This window comes from Microbacterium sp. A20 (assembly GCF_004794515.1).
Classification (GTDB): domain Bacteria; phylum Actinomycetota; class Actinomycetes; order Actinomycetales; family Microbacteriaceae; genus Microbacterium.
The window spans coordinates 111717-138505 of the sequence record NZ_SSDF01000090.1; the positions used below are offsets into that span (position 1 = coordinate 111717).

The window sequence follows — 26789 nt, forward strand, 5'->3', positions numbered from 1 at the left end:
CCGAGAGGAAACAAGAGAAATGATCCGAAACGGAAAGCGCAGAATCGCGCTCACCGCGATCGCCGGAGCATCCGTCCTCGCCATGGGCCTCACCGCCTGCGGCTCCGGCGGCGGCGACGACGGCAACGCCGACAGCGACCGTGCCCTTCGCGTCTGGGCCGGCAGCCAGACCCCGATCACCGCGAACTACAACCCGTTCGCGCCGACCGTGCTCCACGGTGCGCTCGGCCCCATCTACGAGCCGCTGTTCTTCTACAACAAGACGGCCGACACCGAGCCCGTCGGCCTGATCGGCGACACCTTCGAATACAACGAGGACGGCACGGTGATCACGATCGCCATCAAGCCCGACCTCAAGTGGAGTGACGGGGAGCCGCTCACCGCGAAGGACGTCGCGTTCTCGTTCAAGTACGAGGCGAACAACCCTGAGGGCAACGGTCTCGTCTCGGCTGAGGCCACCGACGACACCACCGTCGTGCTGACGTACTCGTCCGCGCAGTACACGACCGAGTTCCAGCGTCTCGGCTCGACCTACATCCTCCCCGAGCACATCTGGGCCGACGTCACAGACTTCGCGAACTTCGCCAACGAGGAACCCGTCGGCTCGGGCGCATACGTCGTCGAGAAGACGACCAGCGAGTCGTACACCATCGTCGCGAACGAGAACTTCCGCGACGCCGACAAGCTCGGGGTCAAGAAGGTCCAGTACATCGCTGTCGACAACAACCAGACCGCGCAGGACCTGCTCGCCGCCGGCGAGCTCGACTGGACCGGCATGTTCATCCCGAACCCCGACGATGTGACGGGCAACGGGAAGATCGACTGGATCAACACGCCGCAGGACCCGACCGTGCTGTACACCTGCTCGAACGCGGAGCTCGGCTGCACCGGTCCGCAGACCGACGTCGCCGTGCGTCAGGCGCTCAACCTGGCGATCGACCGCGCCACCATCAAGGACAAGGCGTTCGTCGGGCTCACCGGTGACATCTCGCCGACGTACGCTCTGCTGCCGCGCGACGAGAAGTGGGTCGCGGACCCCGCCAACGAGGTCAGCCCGCAGGAGGCGAACGTCGCCGAAGCCGACGCGATCCTCGAGGCCGCGGGTTACACGAAGGACGGCGACTTCTACGCGAAGGGCGGCGTGCCGCTCGAGCTCACGCTGACCTCGGTCGACGGCTGGACGGACTACAACGACGCCGCGAAGCTGATCGCCGAGCAGGCGGCCGCAGCCGGCATCAAGATCAACGTCTCGACCGTGCAGTGGCAGGAGTTCTCCGACTCCCGCCAGGGTGGCGACTTCCAGCTCATCGTCGGCGGCATGATCGGCACGTCGGTGGCAGACCCCTTCCAGATCTACCGTGACTGGTTCGGCGGCACCGAGGTGCAGTCGACGAGCCCCGTGGGCACCGAGGTCCCGGCCGGACGCTGGAACTTCAGCCGCTACAACAACCCGACGGTCGATGCTGCCGTGCAGGCCGCGATCAGCACCGATGACGAGGCGGAGAAGAAGGAGCTCTACGGCACGATCCAGACCGAGATCGTCCGTGACCTGCCCTACATCCCGCTCGTGATCAACGCGACCCAGACCTTCTACAACACGAAGGACTTCACGGGTTGGCCGACGGAGGAGGACCTCTACGCCTTCCCGCCGTCCTGGGGTGCGATCGCGGCAGGCTACGTCCTGACGCAGCTGCAGCCAGCCAAGTAGTCGAGAGGAGACGGGAAGCAGGAAGTCAGGAAAGAGTGACATGAAGTTCTATGCACGAAGAATCGGGTTCTACGCGTTCACGCTGTGGGCCGCGATCTCTCTCAACTTCCTGCTTCCCCGTCTCATGCCGGGGAACCCCGCCGACATCATGATCGCCAAGATGCAGCGGGCGGGCGGCGAGATCTCCGAGACGACGATCCGCAACATCAAGCTCCTGCTGGGTGGCGACGACTCCTCGCTCTGGGATCAGTACCTCGCGTACTGGGGCCGCATGTTCCGCGGTGACCTCGGGATCTCGGTCACGAAGTACCCGACGCCGGTGACCGAGCTCATCGCCGGAGCGCTGCCCTGGACACTCGTCCTGGTCGGCACGGCGACGGTCATCTCGTTCGTCCTCGGCGTCGCCCTCGGTGCCTGGGCCGGATGGAAACGGGGCACCTGGGTCGACCACGTCATCCCCGCGACCACCGTGCTGCAGTCCATCCCGTACTTCTGGTTGGCGCTGATCCTGGTCTCGGTCTTCGCGGTCGGCCTCGGCTGGTTCCCGATCTTCGGGGGCTACGACGTGTTCGACTTCCCCGACGGGCCGGAGCCCACGTGGGCCTTCTTCTCCGACGCGCTGGCGCACTCGCTCCTCCCGGCGATCACGATCGTGATCAGCTCCGTGGGCGGCTGGCTGTTCGGCATGCGCAACATGATGGTGGCCACACTCGCCGAGGACTACGTCCTCACCGCCGAGGCCAAGGGCCTTCGCCACCGTCGCATCATGACGACCTACGCCGCACGGAACGCGGCCATCCCGTCGATCGCGGGATTCTCGATCACGCTCGGCTTCGTCGTCTCGGGCTCCATCGTCATGGAGCAGGTGTTCACGTATCCCGGCATCGGCAAGCTGATGTTCCAGGCCGTCACGAACAACGACTACGCACTCATGCAGGGCCTGTTCCTGGTGATCACCATCACGGTGCTCGCCGCCAACTTCTTCATGGACCTCGTCTATGGCTTCATCGACCCGAGGGCGCGCCAGAATGTCTGATCCGCAGAACACCGCCGGTCTCCTGACCGTGGAAGACGCGCCCATGACGGCGCCGGCCAGCACCGTCTCACTCGCCACTCAGAGCCGAGGCCGCAAACGGCGCATCCTGCCGAGCACATCGCCGAAGTTCATCGTCGGCTCGCTCCTCGTGCTCGCGATCGTGCTGTTCGCGATCATCGCGCCGTTCTTCACGCAGAACCCGCGCAGCACGGCCAACCCCGCACTCCAGCCGCCGTCGGCGGAGCACTGGTTGGGCACCACCAAGCTCGGCAACGACATGTTCGCCCAGCTCGCGATCGGTGCTCAGGGGTCGCTCATGGTCGGGTTGATCGCCAGCGTGATCGCGATCGTGCTGTCGCTCGTCTTCGGTGTCCTCGCCGGATACCTCGGCGGCTGGCGCGAAGACGGACTCGCCCTCATCACCAACGTGATGATCGTCATCCCCGCCCTGCCGCTGGTCATGGTGATCGCCTCCTTCGTGCCGCAGCGCACCTGGCAGCTGGTCGCGATCTTCCTCGGCATCACCTCCTGGGCCGGCGCCGCCTACGTCCTGCGCCTGCAGACCCGTTCCCTCCGCACCCGCGACTACGTCTACGCCTCGAAGGTGGCAGGCGAGCGATCGCTGCGTGTGATCCTCGTCGAGATCATGCCCAACCTCCTGCCGCTGCTCACGGCGCAGTTCCTCTTCGCCCTGATCTTCGCGATCCTCGGCGAGGCCGGGCTGTCGTACCTCGGACTCGGGCCGACGGACTCGATCACCTGGGGGACCATCCTCAACGATGCGCAGTCCGGCCAGGCTCTCGGACGCGGAGCGTGGTGGTGGTTCGTCCCGCCGGGAATCATGATCGCCATCCTCGGCGCCGGTCTCGCACTCATCAACTTCGCGATCGACGAGGTCATCAACCCGAAGCTGCGCAACGCGCCCGATGCCGCGCGCCGGGTGCGCAAGGCCGCGAAGACCAAGGGGGTCACCGCATGAGCGAGCCGGTGCTGACGGCGCGGAACGTGTCGATCGAGTACGAGGTCGACCCGCCGGTGAAGGCCGTGCGCGACGTGTCGCTGACGCTGAACCGGGGCGAGATCCTGGGGTTGGCGGGGGAGTCCGGCTGCGGCAAGACGACTCTTGCGTACGGGATGAACCGTCTCCTGAAGGCGCCTGCGCTGATGACGGCGGGGGAGATCGTGTTCCATGACCGCGATGGTCATGACATCGACATCGTCGGTCTCGACGGCGAGGGCCTTCGGGCATTCCGGTGGGACAAGATCTCGATGGTGTTCCAGGGCGCGATGAACTCGCTGAACCCGGTGATCAGTGTCAAGGCGCAGATCTTCGACATCTTCGACACGCACCGTCCCGGCATGAGCAAGAAGGCGAAGACCGCGCGGGCGGAGGAGCTGCTCACCCTGGTCGGTGTCGACCCCAACCGTCTGACGAGCTTCCCGCATGAGCTGTCGGGTGGGATGCGGCAGCGGATGATGATCGCGATGGCACTCGCCGTGGATCCGCAGGTGATGATCATGGACGAGCCCACGACCGCGCTCGACGTGGTCGTGCAGCGAGGGATCATCCGCGAGATCATGCGGCTGCGCGAGAAGCTCGGGTTCGCGGTGATCTTCATCACCCACGACCTGCCCATGCTGATCGAGATCAGTGATCGGATCGCGATCATGCTGCAGGGGCAGATCGTCGAAGAGGGCACGGCGGAGGAGATCTACCGGGCGCCGCAGCACGAATACACGAAGCGACTGCTGTCGAGCTTCCCCTCGCTGAAGGGCGAACGGGGCGACTTCGTCCGTACCGGTGTCAGCCAGGAGGGCGTCCGATGAGCACGAACACCACCACCACCGGGACGGGCGTGTCGGAGCCGGCGCGGTTGGAGGCACGGAACCTGGTGAAGGACTTCCACCTGCGCTCCGGATTCAAATCGAACATCCTGCACGCGGTGAAAGACGTGTCCTTCACGATCGAGGCCGGAAAGACGGTCGCCCTGGTCGGCGAATCGGGGTCGGGGAAGTCGACTATCGCGCGGATGCTTATGAAGCTGGAGACCCCGACATCCGGGGAGATCCTGCTGGACGGGAAGCCGTCCGGAACCCGAGGGCGGGCGCTGGAGCGCTACCGGGCGGATGTGCAGATGGTGTTCCAGGACCCGTTCGCGTCGCTGAACCCCTTCCACACGATCGTGCATCACCTGGAGCGGCCGATCCGCCTGCACCACCCGGAACTGTCTCGGGGCGAGGTGCGAGAGCGCGCAGTGGAGCTGCTGGAGCGCGTTCGCCTCCTCCCGGGGGAGAGTTACGCCGATCGTCGCCCGCACGAGTTGTCGGGTGGGCAGCGTCAGCGGGTCGCGATCGCGCGAGCACTGGCCCCCGGAGCCCGGTTCATCGTCGCCGACGAGCCGGTGTCGATGCTCGACGTGTCGATCCGTCTCGGGGTGCTGAACCTGCTCGCGGATCTGCAGCGCGAAGAGAACCTCGGTGTGCTCTACATCACGCACGACCTGGCCACGGCGAGGCACTTCTCCGATGAGATCATGGTGCTCTACAAGGGCGACGTCGTGGAACGCGGCCCCGCGGACGAGGTCATCCTCAACCCGCAACACGAGTACACCAAGACGCTTCTGGGCGCCGCACCCGAGCCCGACAACCTCGGCCGCCTCCGCGACGAGGTGCGGGCCGAGCTCGGCATCGCGCACTGACGGACCGATCCACCTCACTCTCGTCGCACTTGCTGTCGCTCTGTTCTCCGTAGAGCGACAGCAAGTGCGACGGGAGCGTCGTCTCGGTGCGCACGAGGGGACCGGCTAGACTTGCAGCACAACTGAAGACAGGCCGAATGGACCACGCGGGAGAGCCCCGGCGAACGCAGCCGGGCACCGAAGGAGCAAGCCTCCCCGCCAATCTCTCAGGTACGCGTACCGCGCGGTTCCGGCCACTCTGAAAAGCGATCCAGCGCGACTGCGGATCCGCCGACGGTGAAAACCCCGCCTCCGTGCACGGGTGAAGCTCTCAGGCCTATGACAGAGGGGGAGTTCCGAGGAGCGGCGATGCCGCCGTTCCGCCCGTCACAGCCCGGGAGAACTCCATGTCCGACCCCCGCTACACTCCGCTGCGTGAGCGCCATGAGGCGCTCGGCGCGTCGTTCACCGACTTCGGTGGCTGGCAGATGCCGGTGCGCTACACCTCCGACCTCGCCGAGCACCACGCCGTGCGGCAGGCCGCCGGCCTCTTCGACATCTCGCACATGGCGGAATTCCTCGTCACGGGCGAGAAGGCGCCCGAGTTCCTCGATTTCGCACTCGCCGGCCGCATCTCCGCGATGCCGGTGGGTAAAGCGAAGTACTCGCTGATGCTGGCCGCGAACGGCGGCATCGTCGACGACGTGATCGCGTACCGGCTGGCGGAGGACCGCTACCTCGTGATCGCGAACGCCGGCAACCGGGGCTTCGTGGATTCCGCATTCGCGAAGCGGGTCCGCGACTTCCCCTCGCTCGTCGAGCGCGAGATGCCCCCGCAGGAGCCCGGCGCCGACCGCACCTTCGCCGGTTTCCTCGGTGATCGCGGCGTCGATGTGGAAGATGTATCGGACTCGTACGCGCTGCTCGCCGTGCAGGGTCCCGCTGCGGAGACGATCCTCGAAGCGACCTCCGGCATCACCGAGCTGAGCACGCCCTGGCCCGATCAGAAGTATTACGCCTGGGCCGACGGACGCTTCCTCGGTGAGCCCCTCCTCATCGCCCGCACGGGATACACGGGCGAAGACGGCTTCGAACTGCTCGTCGCGGCGGCTGACGCGCCCGCACTGTGGGATGCGCTGATCGCGGCCGGCGAACCGCACGGCCTAGTGCCCGCCGGCCTCGCGGCGCGCGACACCCTCCGTCTCGAGGCGGGCATGCCGCTGTACGGGCACGAGCTGAGCCTCGACACGCTGCCGGCACAGGCCGGACTCGGACGCGTGGTCGTCACCGCGAAGGACGAGTTCGTCGGCAAGGACGCGCTCGTCGCCGGCGAGCAGGCCGGAGCCTCTGCTGCCCCCGTGCTGGTCGGCCTCGTCGCCGAGGGCAAGCGCGCCGGGCGCGCCGGCTACGCCGTCGTCGACGGCGAGGGGGAGAAGCTCGGCGAGATCACCAGCGGAGCCCTCAGCCCGACTCTCGGCCATCCGATCGCGATGGCCTACGTGCATCCTTCTTCCGCTGAAGAGGGAACCGCAGTATTCCTTGATGTGCGGGGGACGAAGATCCCCGCGACCGTGACCGCCCTGCCTTTCTATCGGAGGACCAAATGACCGACCTCGCCGCCCTCAGCTACACCGAAGAGCACGAGTGGATCGCCGCCGACGGCGACACCGTGACCATCGGCATCACCGACTACGCCGCCGAGAAGCTGGGTGACGTCGTGTTCGTCGAGCTCCCCGCCGTCGGCACCGAGGTCACCGCCGGCTCGGTGGTGGGAGAGATCGAGTCCACGAAGTCGGTGGGCGAGCTCTACGCGCCGGTCACCGGCACGGTCGTCGAGATCAACGACGCGGCCGTCGACGACCCGTCGCTCGTCAACGCGGCACCGTTCGAGGGCGGCTGGCTGCTGAAGGTCTCCGTCGCAGCCGGTGCGCTCGACGGACTGCTGGACCGCGACGCCTATGTCGCGCTGACGGAGGGCTGATTCACCAGTGGTCACTTTCGCCGATCGTCACATCGGACCCACGGATGCCGCGCAGCGCACGATGCTCGACGCCCTCGGTCTCGACACCGCCGGAGCGAAGGACGCGCTGAGCCCGGTCGAGGCGCTGATGCGTCAGGCCGTGCCGGCGTCGATCTACACCGGCCCGTCTCCCGAGGCCGATGAAGGGACGCCGTCGCGCATCCCCGCGGCGGCGAGCGAGACCGAAGCGCTCGCGGAGCTGCGGACCCTCGCGTCGCGCAATGCCGTGAACCGCCCGATGATCGGCCTCGGCTACTACGGGACCATCACGCCGCAGGTGATCCAGCGCAACGTGCTGGAGAACCCGTCCTGGTACACGGCGTACACGCCCTACCAGCCGGAGATCTCGCAGGGCCGCCTCGAGGCGCTCATCAACTTCCAGACCATGGTCGCCGAGCTCACCGGACTCACCACGGCCAATGCGTCGATGCTCGACGAGTCCACCGCGGTCGTCGAGGGCATGCTGCTCGCACGCCGCGCCTCGAAGTCGTCCTCGAACGTGTTCGCCGTCGACGCCGACGCCCTGCCGCAGACGAGGGCGATGCTCGCGACCCGCGCGGAAGCCCTCGGGATCGAGCTCGTGTCCGTCGACTTCGCCGCGGGAGAGGAGCTGCCCGGGGATCTCTTCGGTGTCTTCGTCCAGTACCCGGGCGCATCGGGTCGGGTCTGGGACCCGTCGGCCGTCTTCGACGCCGCGCACCTCGCCGGGGGACTGGCCGTCGCGGCGGCCGACCTGCTCGCGCTCACACTCATCTCCTCGCCCGGCTCGCTCGGCGCCGACGTGGCCGTCGGCACGACGCAGCGTTTCGGGGTGCCGATGGGCTTCGGAGGACCGCACGCCGGCTACATGGCCGTCCGCTCGGGCCTCGAGCGGCAGCTGCCCGGTCGTCTCGTCGGGGTGTCGGTGGATGCCGACGGCAAGCCCGCGTACCGCCTCTCGCTGCAGACGCGCGAACAGCACATCCGCCGTGAGAAGGCGACGTCGAACATCTGCACCGCCCAGGTGCTGCTGGCGGTGATGGCATCGATGTACGCGGTCTATCACGGCCCCGACGGGCTCCGCGAGATCGCGACCCAGACGACCGCGAAGGCCGCGCTGCTGCGCGACTGGCTGACCGAGGCCGGCGTCGAGATCGTGCACGCGAACTTCTTCGACACCCTGCAGGTGCGCGTGCCCGGCCGTGCCGTCGAGTACGCCGCGCAGGCGCACGACGGCTACGGCATCCTGCTGCACGTCGCGGACGCCGACACGGTCGGCATCGCGGTGGACGAGACCACCACGCTCGGCGAGCTGCACCAGGTCGCCATGGTCTTCGGTGGCAAGAACGAGCGGGCGTTCGGCCTCTTCGGCAACGAGAAGCTGCGGGCGCTCCCCGAAGACCTGCGGCGTCAGGACGAGTACCTCACCCACCCCGTGTTCCACGCGCACCGCAGCGAGACCGCCATGATGCGGTACCTGAAGAGCCTCGCCGACCGCGACTACGCGCTCGACCGCGGCATGATCCCGCTGGGTTCCTGCACGATGAAACTCAACGCGGCCACCGAGATGGCGGCGATCACGTGGCCCGAGTTCGCAGGCATCCACCCGTTCGCTCCGGCGGCCGATGTGCAGGGTTACCTCGAGCTCATCGATCAGCTCGAGGGCTGGCTCGCCGAGGTCACCGGGTACGACGCGGTGTCGCTGCAGCCGAACGCCGGCTCACAGGGTGAGCTCGCGGGTCTGCTCGCGATCCGCGGCTACCACCACGCGAACGGCGATCAGCACCGCACGGTCTGCCTGATCCCGTCGTCGGCCCACGGCACGAACGCCGCATCGGCCGTCCTCGCCGGCATGAAGGTCGTGGTCGTCGCGACCGATGAACTCGGCAACGTCGACCTCGACGATCTGCGCGCGAAGATCGCCCAGCATGCCGACGACCTGTCCGCTTTGATGATCACGTACCCCTCCACGCACGGCGTGTACGAGGAGCAGGTGGTCGAGATCACCGCGGCCGTGCACGAGGCGGGCGGGCAGGTCTATGTCGACGGCGCGAACCTCAACGCTCTGCTCGGCTACGCGCGCTTCGGTGACCTGGGCGGCGACGTCTCGCACCTCAACCTGCACAAGACGTTCGCGATCCCGCACGGCGGCGGCGGCCCCGGCATCGGTCCGGTGGCGGCGAAGTCGCACCTCGCCCCGTTCCTGCCCTCGCACCCGCTCGCCCAGAGCACCGAGCACTTCGGCGGGTACACGTTCGAGGGCGGTGTGATCTCCGCTGCTCCCTACGGCTCTGCCGGGATCCTGCCGATCTCATGGGCGTACGTGCGGATGATGGGCGCCGACGGACTCCGCCGGGCCACCGCGGCAGCCGTCCTCTCCGCGAACTACATGGCAGAGCGGCTCGGCTCCCACTTCCCGGTGCTCTACACGGGCGAGAACGGGCGGGTGGCGCACGAGTGCATCCTCGACCTGCGTCCGCTCAAGGAGGCGACCGGCGTCACGGTCGACGACGTGGCCAAGCGCCTCATCGATTACGGCTTCCATGCCCCGACCATGTCGTTCCCGGTCGCGGGCACGCTCATGGTCGAGCCGACCGAGTCGGAGGACCTCGACGAGATCGAGCGCTTCATCGAAGCCATGGTGATGATCAAGGCCGAGGCGGAAGCCGTCGCCGCCGGTCGCTGGCCGGCCGACGACAACCCGCTCGTGCACGCGCCCCACACGGCGGTCTCGCTGATCGCGGGGGAGTGGAACCACGCGTACTCGCGAGAAGAGGCCGCGTACCCGGTGCGCGCCCTCGTCGCGGGCAAGTACTGGCCGCCGGTGCGTCGCATCGACCAGGCGTACGGAGACCGCAACCTGGTCTGCGCGTGCCCTCCGGTGGAGGCATTCGCCTGAGCCTCGTGCTCATGTGAGCAGACGGTGCTGCGCCCCTGTTGAGGGGCGCAGCACCGTCTCGTATTTCCCGGTGTTTCGCCCTTGTTACATATGGTCACCACTCAGTAACAGTTCGTTAGCTGAGGGCGGGCGCGACGCGGGTGCGGGTTACTCTCGACTATCCCTACGCGTTCAACGATGAGCGCGCAGTCTGAGTAATAGTCCACAGGAGGACACAAAGTGAAGCGCAACAAGATCGCCCTTGCGGGCTCCGCGTTGTTCGTGATCGGCGCCCTGACGCTCGCGGGCTGCGCGAGTGGTGGCGGCAACGAGGGCACGGAGGAAACCCCTTCCGGTGACCCGACGGCAGTGATCTCGGTCAACAACACCGAGCCCCAGAACCCGCTGATCCCGACGAACACCAACGAGGTCGGTGGCGGCCTCGTCCTCCAGAGCATCTTCGCCGGTCTCGTGTACTACGACGCCGAGGGCGCCGTGCACAACGACCTCGCCGAGTCGATCGAGACCGACGACGCGCAGACCTACACGATCAAGATCAAGGCCGACCAGAAGTTCGCGAACGGCGACCCGGTCGACGCCGAGTCGTTCGTCAAGGCCTGGAACTACGGTTCGGCGCTCGACAACAAGCAGCTCTCGAGCTACTTCTTCGAGTCCATCGAGGGTTTCTCCTATGACGAGAACGTCCCGGAGCTCTCCGGCCTCGAGGTCGTCGACGACCTGACCTTCACGGTCAAGCTCAAGCAGCCGGAGTCCGACTTCCCGCTGCGTCTCGGCTACACCGCGTTCTTCCCGCTGCCGGCTTCGGCCTGGGAAGATCTCGCAGCCTTCGGTGAGAACCCGGTCGGCAACGGACCGTACGTCTTCGCGGAAGAGGGCGCGTGGAAGCACAACGAGAGCATCGAGCTCGTCAAGAACGAGGACTACACCGGTCCTCGTGAGGCGCAGAACGGTGGCGTCGACATGAAGCTCTACGCCAGCACCGAGGCGGCGTACGCCGACCTCCAGGGTGGCGACCTCGACATCATCCAGGAGATCCCGGACACGGCGCTCCAGACCTTCGAGACCGACTTCCCGGACCGCACGGTGAACCAGCCGGCCGCCGCGAACGCCACGATCACCATCCCGGAGCGCCTCGAGCACTTCAGCGGTGAAGAGGGCCAGCTGCGCCGTGCGGCGATCTCGCACGCGATCAACCGCGAAGAGATCACGGATGTGGTCTTCAGCGGCACGCGCACGCCGATGAAGGACTTCACCTCTCCGGTGATCGACGGCTACTCCGAGGACATCCCCGGATCCGATGTTCTCGACTTCGACGCCGACAAGGCGAAGGAGCTGTGGGCCGAGGCCGACGCCATCGCCCCGTGGACCGGTTCGTTCCAGATCCAGTACAACGCCGACGGCCCCAACCAGGGCTGGGTGGACGCCATCGCCAACCAGCTGAAGAACAACCTCGGCATCGAGGCATCGGGCAACCCGATCCCGACCTTCGCCGAGCACCGGACGCTGATCACCGAGGACCAGACGCAGACCGCCTTCCGCACCGGATGGCAGTTCGACTACCCGTCGATGTTCAACGGTCTCGGCCCGATCTTCGGCACCGGCGCGGGCTCGAACGACGGCGACTACTCAAACCCCGAGTTCGACGCACTCCTCGATGAGGGCGCGGCAGCGGCGGATGTGGAAGAGGGCATCACGAAGTTCCAGGAGGCGCAGGAGATCCTCTTCCAGGACCTGCCCGCCATCCCGCTCTGGTACACCAACGCCATGGGCGCCTGGGGCGAGTCGGTTGAGAACGTCCAGTTCGGATGGGACACCTGGCCGATCCTCTACCAGGTCACGAAGGACGGCGAGTAAGCCTGACGGCACTCACCTGTGAGGCGGTGACGATTCTTCGTCACCGCCTCGCAGGCTGTGTTCGTCACGCTCTACCGCCCTCTCGTTACAGGACTACCGATGTTCGGCTATATCGTCAGACGTCTCCTGCAGGTCATCCCGGTCTTCTTCGGGGCCACCCTGCTCATCTACTTCCTCGTCTTCGCCATGCCAGGCGACCCGATCCTCGCCCTGTTCGGCGACCGCACCCCGAATCCTGCGGTCGTGGAGCAGCTCCGTGAGCAATACCACCTGAACGACCCGTTCCTGGTGCAGTACTGGTACTACATCACGGGCGTGTTCCAGGGCGACCTCGGAAACACTTTCTCCGGCCGCCCGGTCTCGGAGGTGCTCGCAGAGACCCTTCCCGTCACGGGCCGTCTCGCGGTCATGGCGATCGCCATCGAGTTCGTGCTCGCGATCATCATCGGCACGATCTCGGCGCTGCGCAAGGGCAAGATCTTCGACCACACGATGCTCATGGTCGCGCTCATCGCGATCGCGATCCCGATCTTCGTCGTGGCATTCCTCGCGCAGTACTTCCTCGCGATCAAGCTCGGCTGGTTCAAGCCGACCGTGGGTGCCGACAACGACTGGGGCGGATTGTGGCTGCCCGCCCTGGTTCTCGGCTTCAGTCTCTACGCCGTGAGCATGCGACTCATGCGCAGCTCCGTGATCGACACGCTCAATCAGGACTGGGTGCGCACCGCGTACAGCAAGGGCCTCTCGCGCGGCCGGGTGATCCCGGTGCACGTGCTGCGCAACTCGCTGATCCCGGTCATCACGAACTCGGCCACCAACTTCGGTGTGCTGCTCGTGGGCGCGACCGTGACCGAGGGTATCTTCAACGTCCCCGGCGTCGGCAACACCCTCTATCAGGCCGCGATCCGCAACGAGGGCCCCACCGTGGTCTCCTTCGTCACCGTGTTCGTGATCCTGTACGTCCTGGTCAACCTCGTCATCGACCTGCTCTACGGTCTTCTCGACCCAAGGATCCGTTATGCCTGACCCCACTACGCACAATCACTTCGTCGCGCCGGTCGAGACGGAGACCATCGCCGTCGACGCCGTGCGCATCGCCGAGAAGCCGCGCAACCTCTGGCGCGACGCGTGGGCCGACCTGCGGCGTCGTCCGCTGTTCTGGTTCTCCGTCGTGCTCGCACTGGTCTTCATCCTGATGGCCGTGTGGCCCTCGCTGTTCACCTCGACTCCTCCGGACAGCAACTGCCAGCTGTCGAACAGCAACGGTGGTCCCACGGAGGGACACCCGCTGGGGTTCACGTTCCAGGGCTGCGACATCTACTCGCGGATCGTGTGGGGCGCCCAGACCTCGCTCTCCGTCGGTCTGCTGGCCACGGCGATCGGCTCGATCCTGGGGCTCATCATGGGGGCGCTCGCCGGGTTCTACGGCGGCTGGCTCGACTCGCTGCTGTCGCGCATCGGTGACATCTTCTTCGCCATTCCCTACATCCTCGCGGCCGTGGTCGTGATGACGGTCTTCTCGCAGTACCGGTCCGTCCCGGTGCTCGCACTGGCGATCGGAGGGTTCGCGTGGGCATCGACAGCGCGCGTCGTGCGTGCGGAGGTGTTGAGAGTCAGGCAATCCGACTTCGTCGTCGCCTCCAGGGCGCTCGGACGGTCCAAGTTCGGCACGCTCGTCGGACACGTGATCCCCAACGCTCTCGCGCCGCTGCTCGTGGTGTCGACGTTGGCCCTCGCCGCCTCGATCGTCGCCGAGGCGACTCTGTCGTTCCTCGGCGTCGGGCTGGGTGGCACGGTGATGTCCTGGGGCAACGACATCAGTGCGGCGCAGTCGTCGCTCCGGGTGGCGCCCATGGCGCTCATCTATCCGTCGATCGCGCTCACGCTCGCCGTGCTCGCGTTCGTGACCCTCGGCGAGCTCATCCGAGACGCCATCGATCCGAGAGCGAGGGCACGGCGATGAACGAACGTGAAACCGCACGAGTTCCACTCCTGAGCGTGCGCGACCTGAAGGTCGCGTTCCGTACGCAGGAGGGGGACCGCGAAGTCCTCCACGGGGCGAACTTCGATATCTTCCCCGGGGAGACCGTCGCGATCGTGGGCGAGTCGGGGTCCGGTAAGTCCACGACGGCGAGCGCCATCGTGAACCTGCTGCCGGGCACGGGAACCATCACGGGCGGATCGATCACGCTCGACGGACGCGAGCTGACGACGCTCGGACGTCGGGAGATCGAGGCCATCCGTGGCCGCGAGATCGGCTTCGTCCCCCAGGACCCGATGTCGAACCTCAACCCGGTGTGGAGCATCGGCTTCCAGGTGAAGGAGGCGATCCGCGCCAACGGGATCGCGCGCGGCCGGGATGCCGTCAAGAAGCGGACCGTCGAGGTGCTGCAGCAGGCGGGTCTTGCCGACGCCGAGCGGCGCCTGCATCAGTTCCCGCATCAGTTCTCGGGCGGAATGCGTCAGCGCGCGCTGATCGGGATCGGCCTCGCGGCCGACCCGAAGCTCCTCATCGCGGACGAGCCGACCTCGGCACTCGATGTCACGGTGCAGCGCGTCATCCTCGACCACATGGCCACTCTCACGCGGGACAAGGGCACCTCGGTGCTCCTGATCACGCACGACCTCGGTCTCGCGGCCGAACGTGCGGAGAAGATCATCGTGATGAGCAACGGCAACATCGTCGAAGCCGGCCCGAGCAGGCAGATCCTCGAGAACCCGCAGCATCCGTACACCAAGCGCCTGGTGGGAGTGGCTCCCAGTGTGGCGTCGCAGCGCATTCAGGCCGTGGTCGAGGATCGCGGCATCGAGACGCTCGAGGACCTGGCCGACATCCCGCCCACCGTGCGGGTCGCGGGTCTGACGAAGGACTACAAGATCCGCCAGGGGAACTTCCGCAGTGAAGCGTTCCGTGCGGTGGACGATGTGACCTTCGACATCCCTCGCGGCAAGACCCTCGCCCTGGTCGGGGAGTCGGGATCGGGCAAGTCCACCGTCGCGAAGATGCTGCTGAAGCTCGAAGAGCCCACCAGCGGCACGATCGAGATCGACGGTCAGGATGTGTCGAAGCTGTCCAACGCCCAGGCGTTCGGACTGCGTCGCCGCATGCAGCCCGTGTTCCAGGATCCGTATGGGTCGCTCGATCCGCTCCGCAACATCGGGAACACCATCTCGCAGCCCCTGCAGATCCACAGTGTGGGCGATCGCGCCTCGCAGCGCGCCCGCGTCGAGGAGCTGCTCGATCAGGTGGCTCTGCCGAGGGCGCTCGCCACCCGGTACCCGAACGAGCTCTCGGGTGGTCAGCGGCAGCGAGTCGCGATCGCGCGTGCGCTCGCGCTCAAGCCGGACATCGTCGTCCTCGACGAGGCCGTGTCGGCGCTCGACGTGCTGGTGCAGGACCAGATCCTGCAGCTGCTCGCCGACCTGCAGTCGGAGCTGAACCTCACGTATCTGTTCATCACCCACGACCTCGCGGTCGTTCGGGTGTCGAGCGACCTCGTGTGCGTCATGGAGCGCGGAAGGGTCGTCGAGCAGGGCACTGTCGACGAGATCTTCGCCAATCCGCAGCAGGAGTACACCGATCGCCTCCTCAAGGCGATCCCGGGAGCATCGATCCCGCTCGGCGGACGCTGACGGTGTCGAACGACTCAGGGCCGGGAGCCGCACGGACGTTCCGTGCGGCTTCCGGTCCCGTGTTCCTGATCGGCTGCGGGCTGCTGGCGCTGTTCCTGCTCGGCGATGCCGTGCTGCGCGCCGGCTGGGGGCAGACGCTGTTGCTCGCCCCCTGGATCCTTCTCGCGCTCTGGGTCGTCTACGAGGTCGCCTTCGTCTCCTTCGTCCGCATCGACGACGCGGGTGGCACCGTGCAGAACATGCTGCGGCGCACGACCTTCGGGTGGAGCCGCGTGCGGGATGTCGACCTGAAGTGGCAGCTCGTGTTCTCGCTCGATGACGGCTCCGACATCACCTGCTACGGAGGTCCCGCTCGCGCGCGACAACCGCGTGCCCGCGCAGGCAGGGATGAGGAGCCGAAGGCCCCGACGGGTCTGCGGGACATGACCGCGATCCGCGACCGGTGGGAGAGTGCCTCCGCCACGGCGGACGCCCCGATCCGCCGCAGTTGGGACCTTCCTGCCCTCATCGCGCTCGGTGCGATCGTCGTGTGGGCCGTGCTGGCCGTGCTCGTGGCCAACGCGGGCTGACCGCGAACCTCCGCTCAGCCCGGCAGCCCGAACAGGTCGGGCCACATCGCCGCCGCCCACGGGTAGCCCACGAACGCGGCGGCATCGATCAGGAAGTGCGCCACCAGGAACGGCATCAGGCGTCCTGATCGCTGATACAGCCAGCCGAACAGCAGCCCCATGGCGAGATTCCCGAAGAACGCGGGATGGCCCTGGTAGAGGTGGTAGCTGGCGCGCAGAACAGATGTGCCGACGATGATCGACCACGGTCCCCAGCCGAGCTGCTTCAGCCGGGTGAAGAGATAGCCGAGCAGGACGAACTCCTCCTGCAGGGAGGCGCGCGCCGCGGCGAGCAGCAGCACGGGCACCGTCCACCAGTACGCATCGATGCCGGCGGGGTCGATCGCGACGGTCATCCCGAGCGCGCGGCCGGCGAGGTAGAGACCGATTCCGGGCACACCGATCGCCAGGACCAGCAGGATGCCGCGGCCGACATCGCGCCCCGTCCGGGTGCCGTCGAGCCCCAGACGTCCTAGATGTGGACGATGTGACTGCCAGAGCAGGAAGCACACCAGCAGCACGGGGACGAGGGAGAACCCGATCGCGAGCACCTGGTAGATGAGGTCGAAGACCTCCCGGTCGCTGCGGGAGGGATTCAGCTTCGCGACCTGATCGGCGATCGGGATCTCGTCCGTGAGGCGGTAGGCGAGCTGCACGATCGCGTACACGGCGGACTGGCCGAGCCCGAGCGCCAGGACGATCGCGATCTCCCACCACAGCCGTGCGCGGGAGGGCGCGGGGGAGAGGTCGGGAAGTTCTCCGGAGGCCTGCGGTCGGGTCACGATCTCGATGCTACGACCTGTTTTCAGGAACACGCCCTGAGCTTGCGTTATCCTGGAACGTCGGCTTCCCGGCGAAACCCCACACTCTTTTAGGACACCTGCATGGCGCACGCCCTTCGCTCTGACCTCCGCAACGTCGCAATCGTCGCCCACGTCGACCACGGCAAGACGACTCTCGTCGACGCCATGCTGCGTCAGACGGGCTCCTTCGGCGAGCACGCCCACGTCGATGAGCGCGCCATGGACTCCAACGACCTGGAGCGTGAGAAGGGCATCACGATCCTCGCCAAGAACACGGCGATCACGTACAAGGGCAAGCACGCCGGCGGCAAGGAGATCACGATCAACGTGATCGACACCCCCGGCCACGCCGACTTCGGTGGCGAGGTCGAGCGCGGCCTGTCCATGGTCGACGGCGTCGTGCTGCTGGTCGACGCCAGTGAGGGCCCGCTGCCGCAGACCCGCTTCGTGCTGCGCAAGGCGCTCGAGTCGAAGCTGCCGGTCATCCTGCTGGTCAACAAGACCGACCGTCCCGACGCGCGCATCGCCGAGGTCGAGGAGGAGGCGCACGACCTGCTGCTGGGTCTCGCCTCCGACCTGGTCGACGACGTGCCCGACCTCGACGTCGACGCACTTCTCGACGTGCCGGTGGTCTACGCCTCCGGTCGTGCCGGCGCCGCATCGCAGAACCGTCCTGCGGACGGCTCGCTGCCCGACAACGACGACCTCGAGCCGCTGTTCGAGGCGATCCTCGAGCACGTGCCCGCTCCGGCCTACGACGACGAGCACCCGCTGCAGGCCTGGGTCACGAACCTCGACTCCAGCCCGTTCCTCGGCCGTCTCGCACTGCTGCGCGTCTTCAACGGCACGCTCAAGAAGGGTCAGACCGTGGCCTGGGTCCGCGCCGACGGCACGCACCAGAACGCGCGCATCACCGAGCTCCTGAAGACCCGTGCCCTGGAGCGCTACCCGGCCGACTCCGCCGGCCCCGGTGACATCGTCGCCATCGCCGGCTTCGAGAACATCACGATCGGCGAGACCATCGCCGACCCCGAGGACGTGCGTCCGCTGCCGGCCATCACGGTCGACGACCCCGCCATCTCGATGACGATCGGCACCAACACCTCGCCGCTGATGGGCAAGGTCAAGGGCCACAAGCTCACCGCTCGCATGGTGAAGGACCGTCTCGACAAGGAGCTCATCGGCAACGTCTCGCTCAAGGTCGTCGACATCGGACGCCCGGACGCGTGGGAGGTGCAGGGCCGCGGAGAGCTCGCCCTCGCCATCCTCGTCGAGAACATGCGCCGCGAGGGCTTCGAGCTCACCGTCGGCAAGCCGCAGGTGGTCACGAAGAAGATCGACGGCAAGACCTACGAGCCGTTCGAGCACCTCACGATCGACACGCCGGAGGAGCACCTCGGCGCGATCACCCAGCTGCTGGCGAACCGCAAGGGCCGCATGGAGAACATGACGAACCACGGCACCGGCTGGGTGCGCATGGAGTTCATCGTGCCGTCGCGCGGTCTGATCGGCTTCCGCAGCGAGTTCCTCACCACCACCCGCGGCACCGGCATCGCGAACGCCATCTCGCACGGCTACGAGCCGTGGGCCGGCTCCATCACCACGCGACAGAACGGATCGATCGTCGCCGACCGCCAGGGTGTCGTCACCCCGTTCGCGATGATCGCCCTGCAGGAGCGCATGTCGTTCTTCGTGCAGCCGACGCAGGAGGTCTACGAGGGCATGGTCATCGGCGAGAACTCCCGCGCCGACGACATGGACGTGAACATCACCAAGGAGAAGAAGCTCACCAACATGCGTGCGGCGAGCTCCGACACCTTCGAGTCGATGACGCCTCCGCGCCAGCTGACGCTCGAGGAGAGCCTCGAGTTCGCGCGTGACGACGAATGCGTCGAGGTCACGCCCGAGGTCGTCCGCATCCGCAAGGTCAACCTCGACGCGAACACCCGCGCCCGCGAGACCGCGCGGCTGAAGCGCCAGGACGCCAGCGCCTGAGTCTGCTCCGAGAAGAGGGCCTCGTGCCGCCGAAAGGCGTGCACGAGGCCCTCTTCTCATGTAAATCCCAGGTCAGGGATGGTTTTCACTCAGGTTGATGGTGCAGACTCGTTGGCTTGCGCCCGGGACGAGCTCCCGATGAGTCTCCTGCAAGGGCGTACGACAACCCGAAAGTCGAACCCGATGCTTCAGAAAACCCGTGCGCTTCGGCGCGCCTCGGACGCGGCGTCCGCCCGCGCCGCCGTCACCGCCCGCCGCCCGATGACCATCCTCGGAGTGACCGCCGCCACCCTGGTCGGTATCACGCTCAGCGTGGGCCTGGCGTCCACCTCTGCTGCGGCCGCCATGAGTCCGGCCATCGCCGTCGCCGCGCCCGCACTGTCCGGTGCCGAGCCCCTGGCACAGATCACCAGAGATGCCTCGTCCACGCGCGTGGAGGCTCGGAGCGCTGTCGCGGCAGCCGAGGCGGTGACTGCCGACGTCGCGGCATCCGGTCTCGACGTCGGCGCCTCGACGTCGGTGGACACGTCCGAGCTGGAGCGCGGCATCGACAAGCTCGCCGACAGCGAGGTGACGCCATTGCTCCTCGTGGGCGTCGTCACCGACGACGTGGAGACGGAGCTGGCGGAGGTCGTCTCGGACACGGAGGATCTCCGCGCCGCGCTGACCGCCGCACAGGAGAAGCGAGCAGCGGAGGAAGCAGCCGCAGCGGCAGCCAAAGCTGCGGCAGAGCATGCGGCCGCCGAGCGCGCAGCCGCCGCGGCGCTCGCGTCCGCGAACACCGTCGAGGGCGCGAAGGCCTCCGCACAGCAGCAGATGTCGAGCAGGTACGGCTGGGGCGGGGATCAGTTCTCGTGCCTGGACTCGCTGTGGACCAAGGAATCCGGCTGGAACTACCAGGCGTACAACGCCGACGGCGGGGCCACCGGCATTCCGCAGGCTCTTCCCGGCAGCAAGATGGCATCGGCTGGCGCCGACTGGCAGACCAGCGCCGCCACGCAGATCGCCTGGGGACTCGAGTACATCTCGGCGGCCTATGGAACCCCGTGCAGCGCCTGGTCGCACTCGCAGGCGATGAACTGGTACTGACGACGGTCGAGCATCCGAGGATCCTCTAGGCAGCGGTGATGTCGAGCGCTACGGTGACTCTGACGGCTGGGGGCGTCACCGATCCGTGGAGGAAGATGTGCTCGACCCGACCGCATGGCGAGATGTCCCGCAGATCGCCTCGACCGGCACCCTTCCGGCGTGGGATCGCGTGGAGGAGATCGTGCGGGATGCGCACTCCCGTTATGTGCAGGAGCGTGGGGGTCGAGTCGCCGACTACATCCCCGTGCTCGCGGAGGTCGACCCCGAGCTCTTCGGCCTGGCGGTGATCGAAGTCGGCGGCGGGTTGCACGATGCTGGCGACGCCCTGCACCCCTTCTCCATCCAGTCGATCTCGAAGATGTTCGTCTACGCTCTCGCGATCCAGGAACACGGACACGAGCGTGTGCGCGAGATCGTCGGCGTGAACAACACCGGGCTCCCCTTCAACTCCGTGATGGCGTTGGAGCTCAACGACGGCCACCCGATGAACCCGATGGTCAATGCGGGAGCCATCGCCACCACCGCGCTCGTGCCGGGGAGCACTTCGGTCGAGCAGTGGGAACGTGTCCGGGAGGGACTGTCGGCGTTCGCAGGTCGTCCGCTGAGGCTCGACGGCGTCGTGTACGCGTCGGAAGCGGAGACGAACGACCGCAATCGTGCGCTCGGTCGTCTGCTGCGCAGCTACGGGCGGCTGACGGGCGACCCGGACGAGGTGGTCGATGTCTACACCCGCCAATGCGCCCTCAGCGTGACCGCCCATGACCTGGCGGTGATGGGAGCGACGCTCGCCGACGGGGGAGTGAACCCGGTCACCGGGGAGCGCGTGGTCTCGGCGGAGGTGTGCCGCGACACGCTCGCGGTCGTCGCATCGACAGGCCTGTACGAACGCTCCGGCGACTGGCTGTTCGAGATCGGGCTGCCCGCGAAGTCCGGCGTCTCCGGAGGCATCGTCGCCGTCGCCCCGGGCAAGGGCGCTGCGGCTGGATTCTCCCCGCGTCTCGACGAGGCCGGCAACTCCATCCGATCCCAGATGGCCATCGGCTACCTGTCGCGTGTGCTCGGGCTCAACCTGTTCGCCTCCGCACCGGCTCAGAGCAACCCCGCCACGATCGCACCCTCATCCGCAACCCGGGAGCAGCCATGACCCAGACGCAGCAGAGCCCGACCAAGACCTCGTGGTTGCCGATGGTCAGCCTGTTCCTCGCGCAGGTGCTGATGTCGTTCAACGTCGCGGCGCTGCCGATCTCGCTCGGCGGCATGGTGAGCGAGTTCGGCGTGCCGCCGACCGTGGCGAGCACCACCATCGTCATGTACGGTCTCGCCGTCGCCGCGCTCGTGATGACCGGCGCGAAACTCGGACAGCGAATCGGCTGGGTCGTCATCTTCCGGATCGTGATCGCGCTGTTCGCGGCCTCGTCCGTCATGATGATCCTCGCACCCACGGTGTGGTGGGCCATCGCCGGGCAGGCGGTCGCGGGAGCCGCGGCGGCGATCATCGTCCCGTCGATCGTCGCGCTCATCGCCGAGAACTACCGCGGCGCGCAGCAGGCGACGGCCATCGGGGCGATCGGCTCGGCGCGCGCGATCTCCGGTGTCAGCGCCTTCCTGATCGGCGGCACTCTGGGAACGTTGGTGGGCTGGCGGCCGATGTTCTTCATCGTGTTCGGGATCGCCGTCGTCGTGTTCGCACTGAGCTTCACCCTGCGCGGAGACCGTGGCGACGCGTCGATCCGGATCGATCTGGTGGCGTCGCTGCTCATCGGCGCCGGCATCGTCCTGCTGACCCTCGGATTCAACAACCTGAATTCCTGGGGTGCGGTCGCGGCGACCGCCGACGCCCCGTTCTCCGTGCTGGGGCTCTCTCCGGCGCCGATCTTCATCGTGGTGGGACTGGTCCTCGGACAGGCGTTCTTCCTCTGGACCAGGAAGCGGATGGCAGAGGGGAAGGTGCCGCTCATCGACCTGAGCGTCCTCGGCTCCTCGCGGGAACGGGCAGCCGTGTACGCGATGTTCATCGTGGTCGCGCTGGAAGCGTGCGTGAACTTCACGATCCCGCTCTACATCCAGATCGTGCAGGGACGCACTCCGTTCGACACCTCCATCGCGATGATGCCGTTCAATCTCACGGTCTTCGTCACGGCCACGCTCGTGGTGCGGCTGTACAAGCGCTTCCCGCCCCGCACGATCGGCGTCGCCGGCTTCATCCTCACCACGATGGCACTCGTGTGGCTGTCGTTCGTCGTGACCAACAACTGGGAGACGGTCCCCACGATCGCAGGCCTCATCGTCTTCGGCATCGGACAGGGCGCACTCGTCACGCTGGTCTTCAACGTGCTCGTGACCGCAGCGCCCGCCGAACTCGCCGGTGACGTCGGATCGCTGCGCGGCACCACACAGAACCTCGCGTCGGCAGTCGGCACGGCCCTCGCCGGCGCGCTTCTGGTCTCGCTCCTCGGGCTCAGCATCGGCCGGGCCGTGGTGGAGCACCCCGAGCTGCCGCCGTCGCTCGTCGCCCAGGTCGACATGGACAACCTCAACTTCGTCAGCAACGACGACCTCCGCGCCGCCCTCGAGGACACCGATGCGACACCGGCTCAGGTCGACGCGGCCGTCGCCATCAACGAGGAGTCTCGGCTGGGGACGCTCAAGCTCGGCCTGCTCCTCCTCGCCGGGATCAGTGCGCTGGCGATCCTCCCGGCCTCGCGGCTGCCGCAATACCGACCGCACGAGATCCCCGACCCGTCGCCTGCGGCCGGCGGGGAGTGAGACTCAGCGGAGTTCGGAGATGAGCACGGCGCTCGTGCCGGGGGCGGCCGCCTCGAAGATGTGCGGTGCGTCGCCGGCGTACGTCAGGTAGTCGCCGGGGTTGAGGAGTACCGGCTCGTCGACCGGTCCGATCCGGGCCTGGCCGGAGATCAGGATGACGTGCTCGATCGTCCCGGCGTGGTGCGGGTCGGAGCGTCTTGCGTCGCCCGGTTCGGCCCGGATGAGGTAGACGTCGCGGCGGGCGCCGGGAGGGCTGGCCGACAGCAGCGTGGCGCTGTACGCGGCTGCGGAGGAGGGGACGCCGGCGAGGTCGTCGGCGCGGATCAGAGTGGGAGCGTTCGTCTGCTGGTCGACGAGCACCGCGAACGGTACTCCGAGCGCGACGCCGAGCGCCCACAGAGTCTCGACGCTCGGATTGCCTGCGCCGCTCTCGAGCTGCGACACCGTCGCCTTGGATACGTCGGCGCGGCGCGCGAGCTCGGAGATAGACAGGCCGACGGCCTCTCGTTCTCGGCGCAGAGTGCGGGCGATGCGCGTGCGGAGGTCTTCCATGCGTTCATCATGTCAAACGTTCGTTCGCTTGACTATCCGTACCTCGGTGTTCAGAATTATCATCATGTGTTCAGCGAAGCGAACAAGGGCGCGCCGGGTGAGCGATGACCGCCGAGCGTGAGGTCTGGCGCGAGGCGCTCGGCGTGGTGCTCGCGACCAGCGCTTATGGCGTCTCGTTCGGCGCGTTGGCCGTGGCGTCCGGGCTCGATGTCTGGCAGACCTGCGTCCTCAGCCTCTTGATGTTCACCGGGGGATCCCAGTTCGCCTTCGTCGGCGTCTTCACCGCCGGCGGTCTGGCCGCGCTGCCGTCCGCCGTCGCATCCGCCGCCCTGCTCGGGGTGCGCAACGTCGCCTACGGAATGCGCATGTCGCCGATCGTGGGCGGGGGACCGGTGCGCAAGGCCGCCGCTGCGCACTTCACGATCGACGAGTCGACAGCTGTGGCGATCTCGCAAGGGGACCCCCGACTGCGGCAGGTGGGCTTCTGGGTGACCGGCATCGGCATCTTCGTGGGCTGGAACATCACGACGCTCGTCGGCGCGCTCGTCGGTGACGTGCTCGGCGATCCCCGGACCTGGGGATTGGATGCCGCGGCCGCAGCCGCCTTCCTCGCGCTGCTGTGGCCGCGGCTCCGGCAGCGGCAGGCCATCGCGGTGGGGGTGGCGGCCGCCGTGGTCGCCGCGGCGTTCACTCCGTTCCTCATGCCCGGCCTCCCGGTGTTGGTCGCGGCCGTCGTCGCTATCGCCGTCGGCTGGTTCAACTGGCTGGGCGGGCGCGGGACGCCGCCGGATGATCACGCCCGGGTCGGAACGGAGGGGGCACCATGAGCCTGTGGAGTGCGATCCTCCTCGCGGCCCTCATCTGCGTCGCGCTCAAGGCCGCCGGGTACCTGGTGCCGCCCAAGGTCCTCGAAGCACCTCGTACTGCTCGCATCTCCGACCTGCTCACGGTGGCGCTGCTGGCAGCGCTCGTCGCGGTGCAGACTCTCGGCGACGGTCAGGCGATCACGGTGGACGCGCGCGTGCCCGCCCTGCTGGTCGCGGGAGGGCTCCTGTGGCTTCGGCAATCGTTCCTCGTGGTCGTGGCAGCGGCCGCACTGGTCGCGGCGCTTCTGCGGCTCTTCGGCCTCGCCTCGTGACGGACTGCTCCGTCACAGGGGGCGCCGGTAAGATCGACGGGTGCGCGTGAGCTGGGTGTCGAGAGTGTTGTCGTGGGTCGCTGCGGCCCTGGTGGGCGGCGTCTACGGCATCGCCGGCACGATCGCGCACAGCGTGATGTGGGGGCCGATCCCGATCGGTCTCATCGTGGCCGCCATCGCCTGCGCGGCGATCCTCGTCGCGGTGCGCGCTCTCACCCACGACCGGGGAGCCGCGGTGGCAGCCGGCCTCGGCATGATCGGCATGCTGGTGCTGATCTCGGGTGTGGGGCCCGGCGGATCCGTCGTCGTCCCGGACTCGCTCAGCGGACAGATCTGGACCTACCTGGTCGCGGGAATCGTCCTGCTCGTGATCGCCTGGCCCTCCTTCTCGAGGGTTCCCGTACGCACCGTCGCGCCTGCCGCGCAGGAACCCGAGCCGCGCGAGTCGTAGACTGGAGGGGTGACGTATGTGATCGCCCTCCCGTGCGTCGATGTCAAGGATCGCGCCTGCATCGACGAGTGCCCCGTTGACTGCATCTACGAGGGTGAACGCTCGTTGTACATCCACCCCGATGAGTGTGTGGACTGCGGTGCTTGCGAGCCGGTGTGCCCGGTCGAGGCCATCTACTACGAAGACGACCTGCCCGACGAGTGGCAGGACTACTACAAGGCGAACGTCGAGTTCTTCGACGAGATCGGCTCGCCCGGCGGCGCCGCCAAGGTCGGCGTCTACGACTTCGATCACCCGATCATCGCCGCGCTCCCGCCCCAGGGCGAGTAGGCGTCTTCTGTGAGCGTCCGCGACCTCGCCGACTACCCGTGGGATGCCGTCGTCCCGTTCCGTGAGCGTGCCGCGCAGCATCCGGAGGGTCTCGTGGATCTCTCCGTGGGGTCGCCGGTGGATCCGACGCCGGAACTCATCCGCCGGGCTCTGGCCGAGGCCACCGATGCACACGCCTATCCGCAGACGGTCGGCACGCCGACGCTGCGGGAGGCCATCGTCGACTGGTACGCGCGGCGCAGGGGAGTGCCCGATCTCCGGGTCGACAACGTCCTGCCGACGATCGGCTCCAAGGAGCTCGTCGCTCTGCTCCCCACGCTCCTCGGCCTCGGCGAGGGCGACATCGTCGTGCACCCGCGAGTGGCCTACCCGACCTACGAGGTCGGCGCGCGAGTGGTCGGCGCGACGCCCCTGCCGGCCGACGACCCCGCGGAGTGGCCGGAGGGCACCAAGCTCATCTGGATCAACACCCCGGGCAATCCGGACGGCCGCACCTGGACGGTCGATGAGCTCGCTGCAGCCGTGCGCCGAGCGCGTGAGCTGGGAGCCGTGCTCGCGAGCGACGAGTGCTACGCCGAGCTGGGATGGGACGGAATCTGGGCGACCGAGCCGATTCCCTCGATCCTCGACCCTCGGGTGACCGACGGCAGCAGGGCGAACCTGCTCAGCGTGTACTCGCTGAGCAAGCAGTCGAATCTCGCCGGCTATCGCGCCGCGTTCGTCGCGGGCTGCGCGCACGTCGTCGGAGAGCTGCTCACCGCGCGCAAGCACCTCGGGCTCATGCCGCCCGCCCCCGTGCAGCACGCCATGGCGATCGCGCTCGGCGACGACGATCACGTCGCCGCCCAGAAGGATCTGTACCGCACCAGGCGCGAAGCACTGCGCCCGGCGCTCGAGGCCGCCGGCTTCCGCATCGACGGTTCGGAGGCCGGGCTGTATCTCTGGGCGACGGAAGGGCGCGATGCCTGGGAGTCGATGGGCCGCCTCGCCGATCTCGGCATCCTCGCCGGCCCCGGTCCGTTCTACGGTGCGGACTCCTCGCAGCACGTGCGCCTCGCGCTGACCGCTCCCACCGAGCGAGTGCGAGAAGGCGCGCGCCGGCTCACCGCCGCGGCTCTGTAGGTATTCTCCGTGAAGAGGGCATCTGTTTGGCGGATGTCACAGTAGGCCTGTGTGCCTACTAGGCTGTAAAGGCGATTCGGTCGTGTCTCGACCTGGTGCCACAGCGCCGTGAGATCGCCAGTTCCGAC

Annotated in this window: 24 protein-coding genes and 1 riboswitch; of the genes, 22 read left to right on the top strand and 2 right to left on the bottom strand. The window is 67.6% G+C overall.

All coding sequences use genetic code 11. From position 1 onward, the window contains the following. Positions 1-19 precede the first annotated feature (19 nt). The 13 genes from DW298_RS16510 to DW298_RS16570 all read left to right on the top strand — a co-directional run bounded on the left by DW298_RS16510 (position 20) and on the right by DW298_RS16570 (position 16376). Positions 20-1708: an ABC transporter substrate-binding protein gene (locus DW298_RS16510; RefSeq protein ID WP_136043554.1), complete on the top strand. Its 1689-nt coding sequence runs from the start codon at positions 20-22 to the stop codon at positions 1706-1708. Between the two features lie 40 nt (positions 1709-1748). After that, positions 1749-2744 carry an ABC transporter permease gene (locus tag DW298_RS16515; RefSeq protein WP_136043555.1) on the top strand — a complete coding sequence of 332 codons (996 nt, stop codon included), beginning with the start codon at positions 1749-1751 and terminating at the stop codon, positions 2742-2744. Next, positions 2737-3723 carry an ABC transporter permease gene (locus DW298_RS16520; RefSeq protein ID WP_105709582.1) on the top strand — a complete coding sequence of 329 codons (987 nt, stop codon included), beginning with the start codon at positions 2737-2739 and terminating at the stop codon, positions 3721-3723. Before DW298_RS16515 ends, DW298_RS16520 begins: the two co-directional genes overlap by 8 nt. Continuing rightward, positions 3720-4571 carry an ABC transporter ATP-binding protein gene (locus tag DW298_RS16525; protein ID WP_136043556.1) on the top strand — a complete coding sequence of 284 codons (852 nt, stop codon included), beginning with the start codon at positions 3720-3722 and terminating at the stop codon, positions 4569-4571. The genes DW298_RS16520 and DW298_RS16525 overlap by 4 nt, the downstream gene beginning before the upstream one ends. Next, on the top strand, positions 4568-5443 hold the full coding sequence (locus DW298_RS16530) for an ATP-binding cassette domain-containing protein (RefSeq protein ID WP_136043557.1): 876 nt from the start codon (positions 4568-4570) through the stop codon (positions 5441-5443). The genes DW298_RS16525 and DW298_RS16530 overlap by 4 nt, the downstream gene beginning before the upstream one ends. Before the next feature lie 137 nt (positions 5444-5580). Next, a riboswitch (glycine riboswitch) is annotated at positions 5581-5675 on the top strand. A 154-nt stretch (positions 5676-5829) separates the two neighbouring features. Then, positions 5830-7029, top strand: a complete 1200-nt coding sequence (locus DW298_RS16535; RefSeq protein ID WP_136043558.1) for a glycine cleavage system aminomethyltransferase GcvT — start codon at positions 5830-5832, stop codon at positions 7027-7029. Beyond that, positions 7026-7403, top strand: coding sequence for a glycine cleavage system protein GcvH (gene gcvH / locus DW298_RS16540; protein WP_136043559.1), 378 nt, complete (start codon positions 7026-7028; stop codon positions 7401-7403). The genes DW298_RS16535 and gcvH overlap by 4 nt, the downstream gene beginning before the upstream one ends. Before the next feature lie 7 nt (positions 7404-7410). Then, positions 7411-10320 carry an aminomethyl-transferring glycine dehydrogenase gene (gcvP, locus tag DW298_RS16545; protein ID WP_136043560.1) on the top strand — a complete coding sequence of 970 codons (2910 nt, stop codon included), beginning with the start codon at positions 7411-7413 and terminating at the stop codon, positions 10318-10320. A gap of 219 nt (positions 10321-10539) precedes the next feature. Continuing rightward, positions 10540-12174 (top strand): ABC transporter substrate-binding protein, encoded by a 1635-nt coding sequence (locus tag DW298_RS16550; RefSeq protein ID WP_136043561.1) that lies wholly within the window; start codon positions 10540-10542, stop codon positions 12172-12174. A 99-nt stretch (positions 12175-12273) separates the two neighbouring features. Next, positions 12274-13200 (top strand): ABC transporter permease, encoded by a 927-nt coding sequence (locus DW298_RS16555; RefSeq protein ID WP_136043562.1) that lies wholly within the window; start codon positions 12274-12276, stop codon positions 13198-13200. Further along, positions 13193-14137, top strand: coding sequence for an ABC transporter permease (locus DW298_RS16560; RefSeq protein WP_136043563.1), 945 nt, complete (start codon positions 13193-13195; stop codon positions 14135-14137). The genes DW298_RS16555 and DW298_RS16560 overlap by 8 nt, the downstream gene beginning before the upstream one ends. After that, complete coding sequence (locus tag DW298_RS16565) at positions 14134-15807, top strand: ABC transporter ATP-binding protein (RefSeq protein ID WP_136043564.1); 1674 nt, start codon at positions 14134-14136, stop codon at positions 15805-15807. Before DW298_RS16560 ends, DW298_RS16565 begins: the two co-directional genes overlap by 4 nt. A gap of 2 nt (positions 15808-15809) precedes the next feature. After that, positions 15810-16376: a PH domain-containing protein gene (locus DW298_RS16570; RefSeq protein WP_136043565.1), complete on the top strand. Its 567-nt coding sequence runs from the start codon at positions 15810-15812 to the stop codon at positions 16374-16376. A gap of 14 nt (positions 16377-16390) precedes the next feature. On the opposite strand, the gene DW298_RS16575 is transcribed toward DW298_RS16570, so the two are convergent. Continuing rightward, positions 16391-17197, bottom strand: a complete 807-nt coding sequence (locus DW298_RS16575; protein ID WP_136043566.1) for a type II CAAX endopeptidase family protein — start codon at positions 17195-17197, stop codon at positions 16391-16393. Positions 17198-17299: 102 nt separating this feature from the next. Here DW298_RS16575 and typA point away from each other — a divergent pair, with 102 nt between their 5' ends. The 4 genes from typA to DW298_RS16595 all read left to right on the top strand — a co-directional run bounded on the left by typA (position 17300) and on the right by DW298_RS16595 (position 23068). After that, the gene (gene typA / locus DW298_RS16580; protein WP_136043567.1) at positions 17300-19213 is read left to right on the top strand and encodes a translational GTPase TypA; all 1914 of its coding nucleotides are present in this window, start codon (positions 17300-17302) and stop codon (positions 19211-19213) included. A gap of 183 nt (positions 19214-19396) precedes the next feature. Continuing rightward, a complete protein-coding gene (locus DW298_RS16585) occupies positions 19397-20302 on the top strand; it encodes a phospholipase (protein ID WP_205820417.1) in 906 nt (301 codons plus the stop codon). A 97-nt stretch (positions 20303-20399) separates the two neighbouring features. After that, the gene (gene glsA / locus DW298_RS16590; protein WP_136043568.1) at positions 20400-21446 is read left to right on the top strand and encodes a glutaminase A; all 1047 of its coding nucleotides are present in this window, start codon (positions 20400-20402) and stop codon (positions 21444-21446) included. Then, entirely contained in the window at positions 21443-23068 is a 1626-nt protein-coding gene (locus tag DW298_RS16595; RefSeq protein ID WP_136043569.1) for an MFS transporter, read from the top strand. Before glsA ends, DW298_RS16595 begins: the two co-directional genes overlap by 4 nt. Before the next feature lie 3 nt (positions 23069-23071). Here the strand turns inward: DW298_RS16595 and DW298_RS16600 are convergent, their stop codons facing one another. After that, entirely contained in the window at positions 23072-23620 is a 549-nt protein-coding gene (locus DW298_RS16600) for a helix-turn-helix domain-containing protein (RefSeq protein WP_136043570.1), read from the bottom strand. A gap of 104 nt (positions 23621-23724) precedes the next feature. Here DW298_RS16600 and DW298_RS16605 point away from each other — a divergent pair, with 104 nt between their 5' ends. Genes DW298_RS16605 through dapC form a run of 5 tightly spaced genes read left to right on the top strand, consistent with a single transcriptional unit; the run spans position 23725 to position 26661 of the window. Then, the gene (locus DW298_RS16605; RefSeq protein ID WP_136043571.1) at positions 23725-24447 is read left to right on the top strand and encodes an AzlC family ABC transporter permease; all 723 of its coding nucleotides are present in this window, start codon (positions 23725-23727) and stop codon (positions 24445-24447) included. Beyond that, positions 24444-24758 (top strand): AzlD domain-containing protein, encoded by a 315-nt coding sequence (locus DW298_RS16610; protein WP_029262903.1) that lies wholly within the window; start codon positions 24444-24446, stop codon positions 24756-24758. Before DW298_RS16605 ends, DW298_RS16610 begins: the two co-directional genes overlap by 4 nt. 40 nt (positions 24759-24798) lie before the next feature. Next, the gene (locus DW298_RS16615; protein WP_136043572.1) at positions 24799-25209 is read left to right on the top strand and encodes a histidinol dehydrogenase; all 411 of its coding nucleotides are present in this window, start codon (positions 24799-24801) and stop codon (positions 25207-25209) included. A gap of 9 nt (positions 25210-25218) precedes the next feature. After that, complete coding sequence (fdxA, locus tag DW298_RS16620) at positions 25219-25539, top strand: ferredoxin (RefSeq protein WP_136043573.1); 321 nt, start codon at positions 25219-25221, stop codon at positions 25537-25539. 9 nt (positions 25540-25548) lie between these two features. Further along, positions 25549-26661 (top strand): succinyldiaminopimelate transaminase, encoded by a 1113-nt coding sequence (gene dapC / locus DW298_RS16625; protein ID WP_136043574.1) that lies wholly within the window; start codon positions 25549-25551, stop codon positions 26659-26661. Positions 26662-26789 lie beyond the last annotated feature (128 nt).

Coding starts and splice junctions, on each gene's coding strand:
- gcvH (WP_136043559.1), top strand. CDS start 7,026: ATGACCGACCTCGCCGCCCTCAGCTACACCGAAGAGCACGAGTGGATC.
- DW298_RS16515 (WP_136043555.1), top strand. CDS start 1,749: ATGAAGTTCTATGCACGAAGAATCGGGTTCTACGCGTTCACGCTGTGG.
- DW298_RS16555 (WP_136043562.1), top strand. CDS start 12,274: ATGTTCGGCTATATCGTCAGACGTCTCCTGCAGGTCATCCCGGTCTTC.
- DW298_RS16525 (WP_136043556.1), top strand. CDS start 3,720: ATGAGCGAGCCGGTGCTGACGGCGCGGAACGTGTCGATCGAGTACGAG.
- DW298_RS16610 (WP_029262903.1), top strand. CDS start 24,444: ATGAGCCTGTGGAGTGCGATCCTCCTCGCGGCCCTCATCTGCGTCGCG.
- DW298_RS16560 (WP_136043563.1), top strand. CDS start 13,193: ATGCCTGACCCCACTACGCACAATCACTTCGTCGCGCCGGTCGAGACG.
- DW298_RS16595 (WP_136043569.1), top strand. CDS start 21,443: ATGACCCAGACGCAGCAGAGCCCGACCAAGACCTCGTGGTTGCCGATG.
- DW298_RS16565 (WP_136043564.1), top strand. CDS start 14,134: ATGAACGAACGTGAAACCGCACGAGTTCCACTCCTGAGCGTGCGCGAC.
- DW298_RS16600 (WP_136043570.1), bottom strand. CDS start 23,620: ATGGAAGACCTCCGCACGCGCATCGCCCGCACTCTGCGCCGAGAACGA.
- DW298_RS16530 (WP_136043557.1), top strand. CDS start 4,568: ATGAGCACGAACACCACCACCACCGGGACGGGCGTGTCGGAGCCGGCG.
- DW298_RS16585 (WP_205820417.1), top strand. CDS start 19,397: ATGCTTCAGAAAACCCGTGCGCTTCGGCGCGCCTCGGACGCGGCGTCC.
- DW298_RS16535 (WP_136043558.1), top strand. CDS start 5,830: ATGTCCGACCCCCGCTACACTCCGCTGCGTGAGCGCCATGAGGCGCTC.
- DW298_RS16520 (WP_105709582.1), top strand. CDS start 2,737: ATGTCTGATCCGCAGAACACCGCCGGTCTCCTGACCGTGGAAGACGCG.
- DW298_RS16605 (WP_136043571.1), top strand. CDS start 23,725: ATGACCGCCGAGCGTGAGGTCTGGCGCGAGGCGCTCGGCGTGGTGCTC.
- typA (WP_136043567.1), top strand. CDS start 17,300: ATGGCGCACGCCCTTCGCTCTGACCTCCGCAACGTCGCAATCGTCGCC.
- DW298_RS16510 (WP_136043554.1), top strand. CDS start 20: ATGATCCGAAACGGAAAGCGCAGAATCGCGCTCACCGCGATCGCCGGA.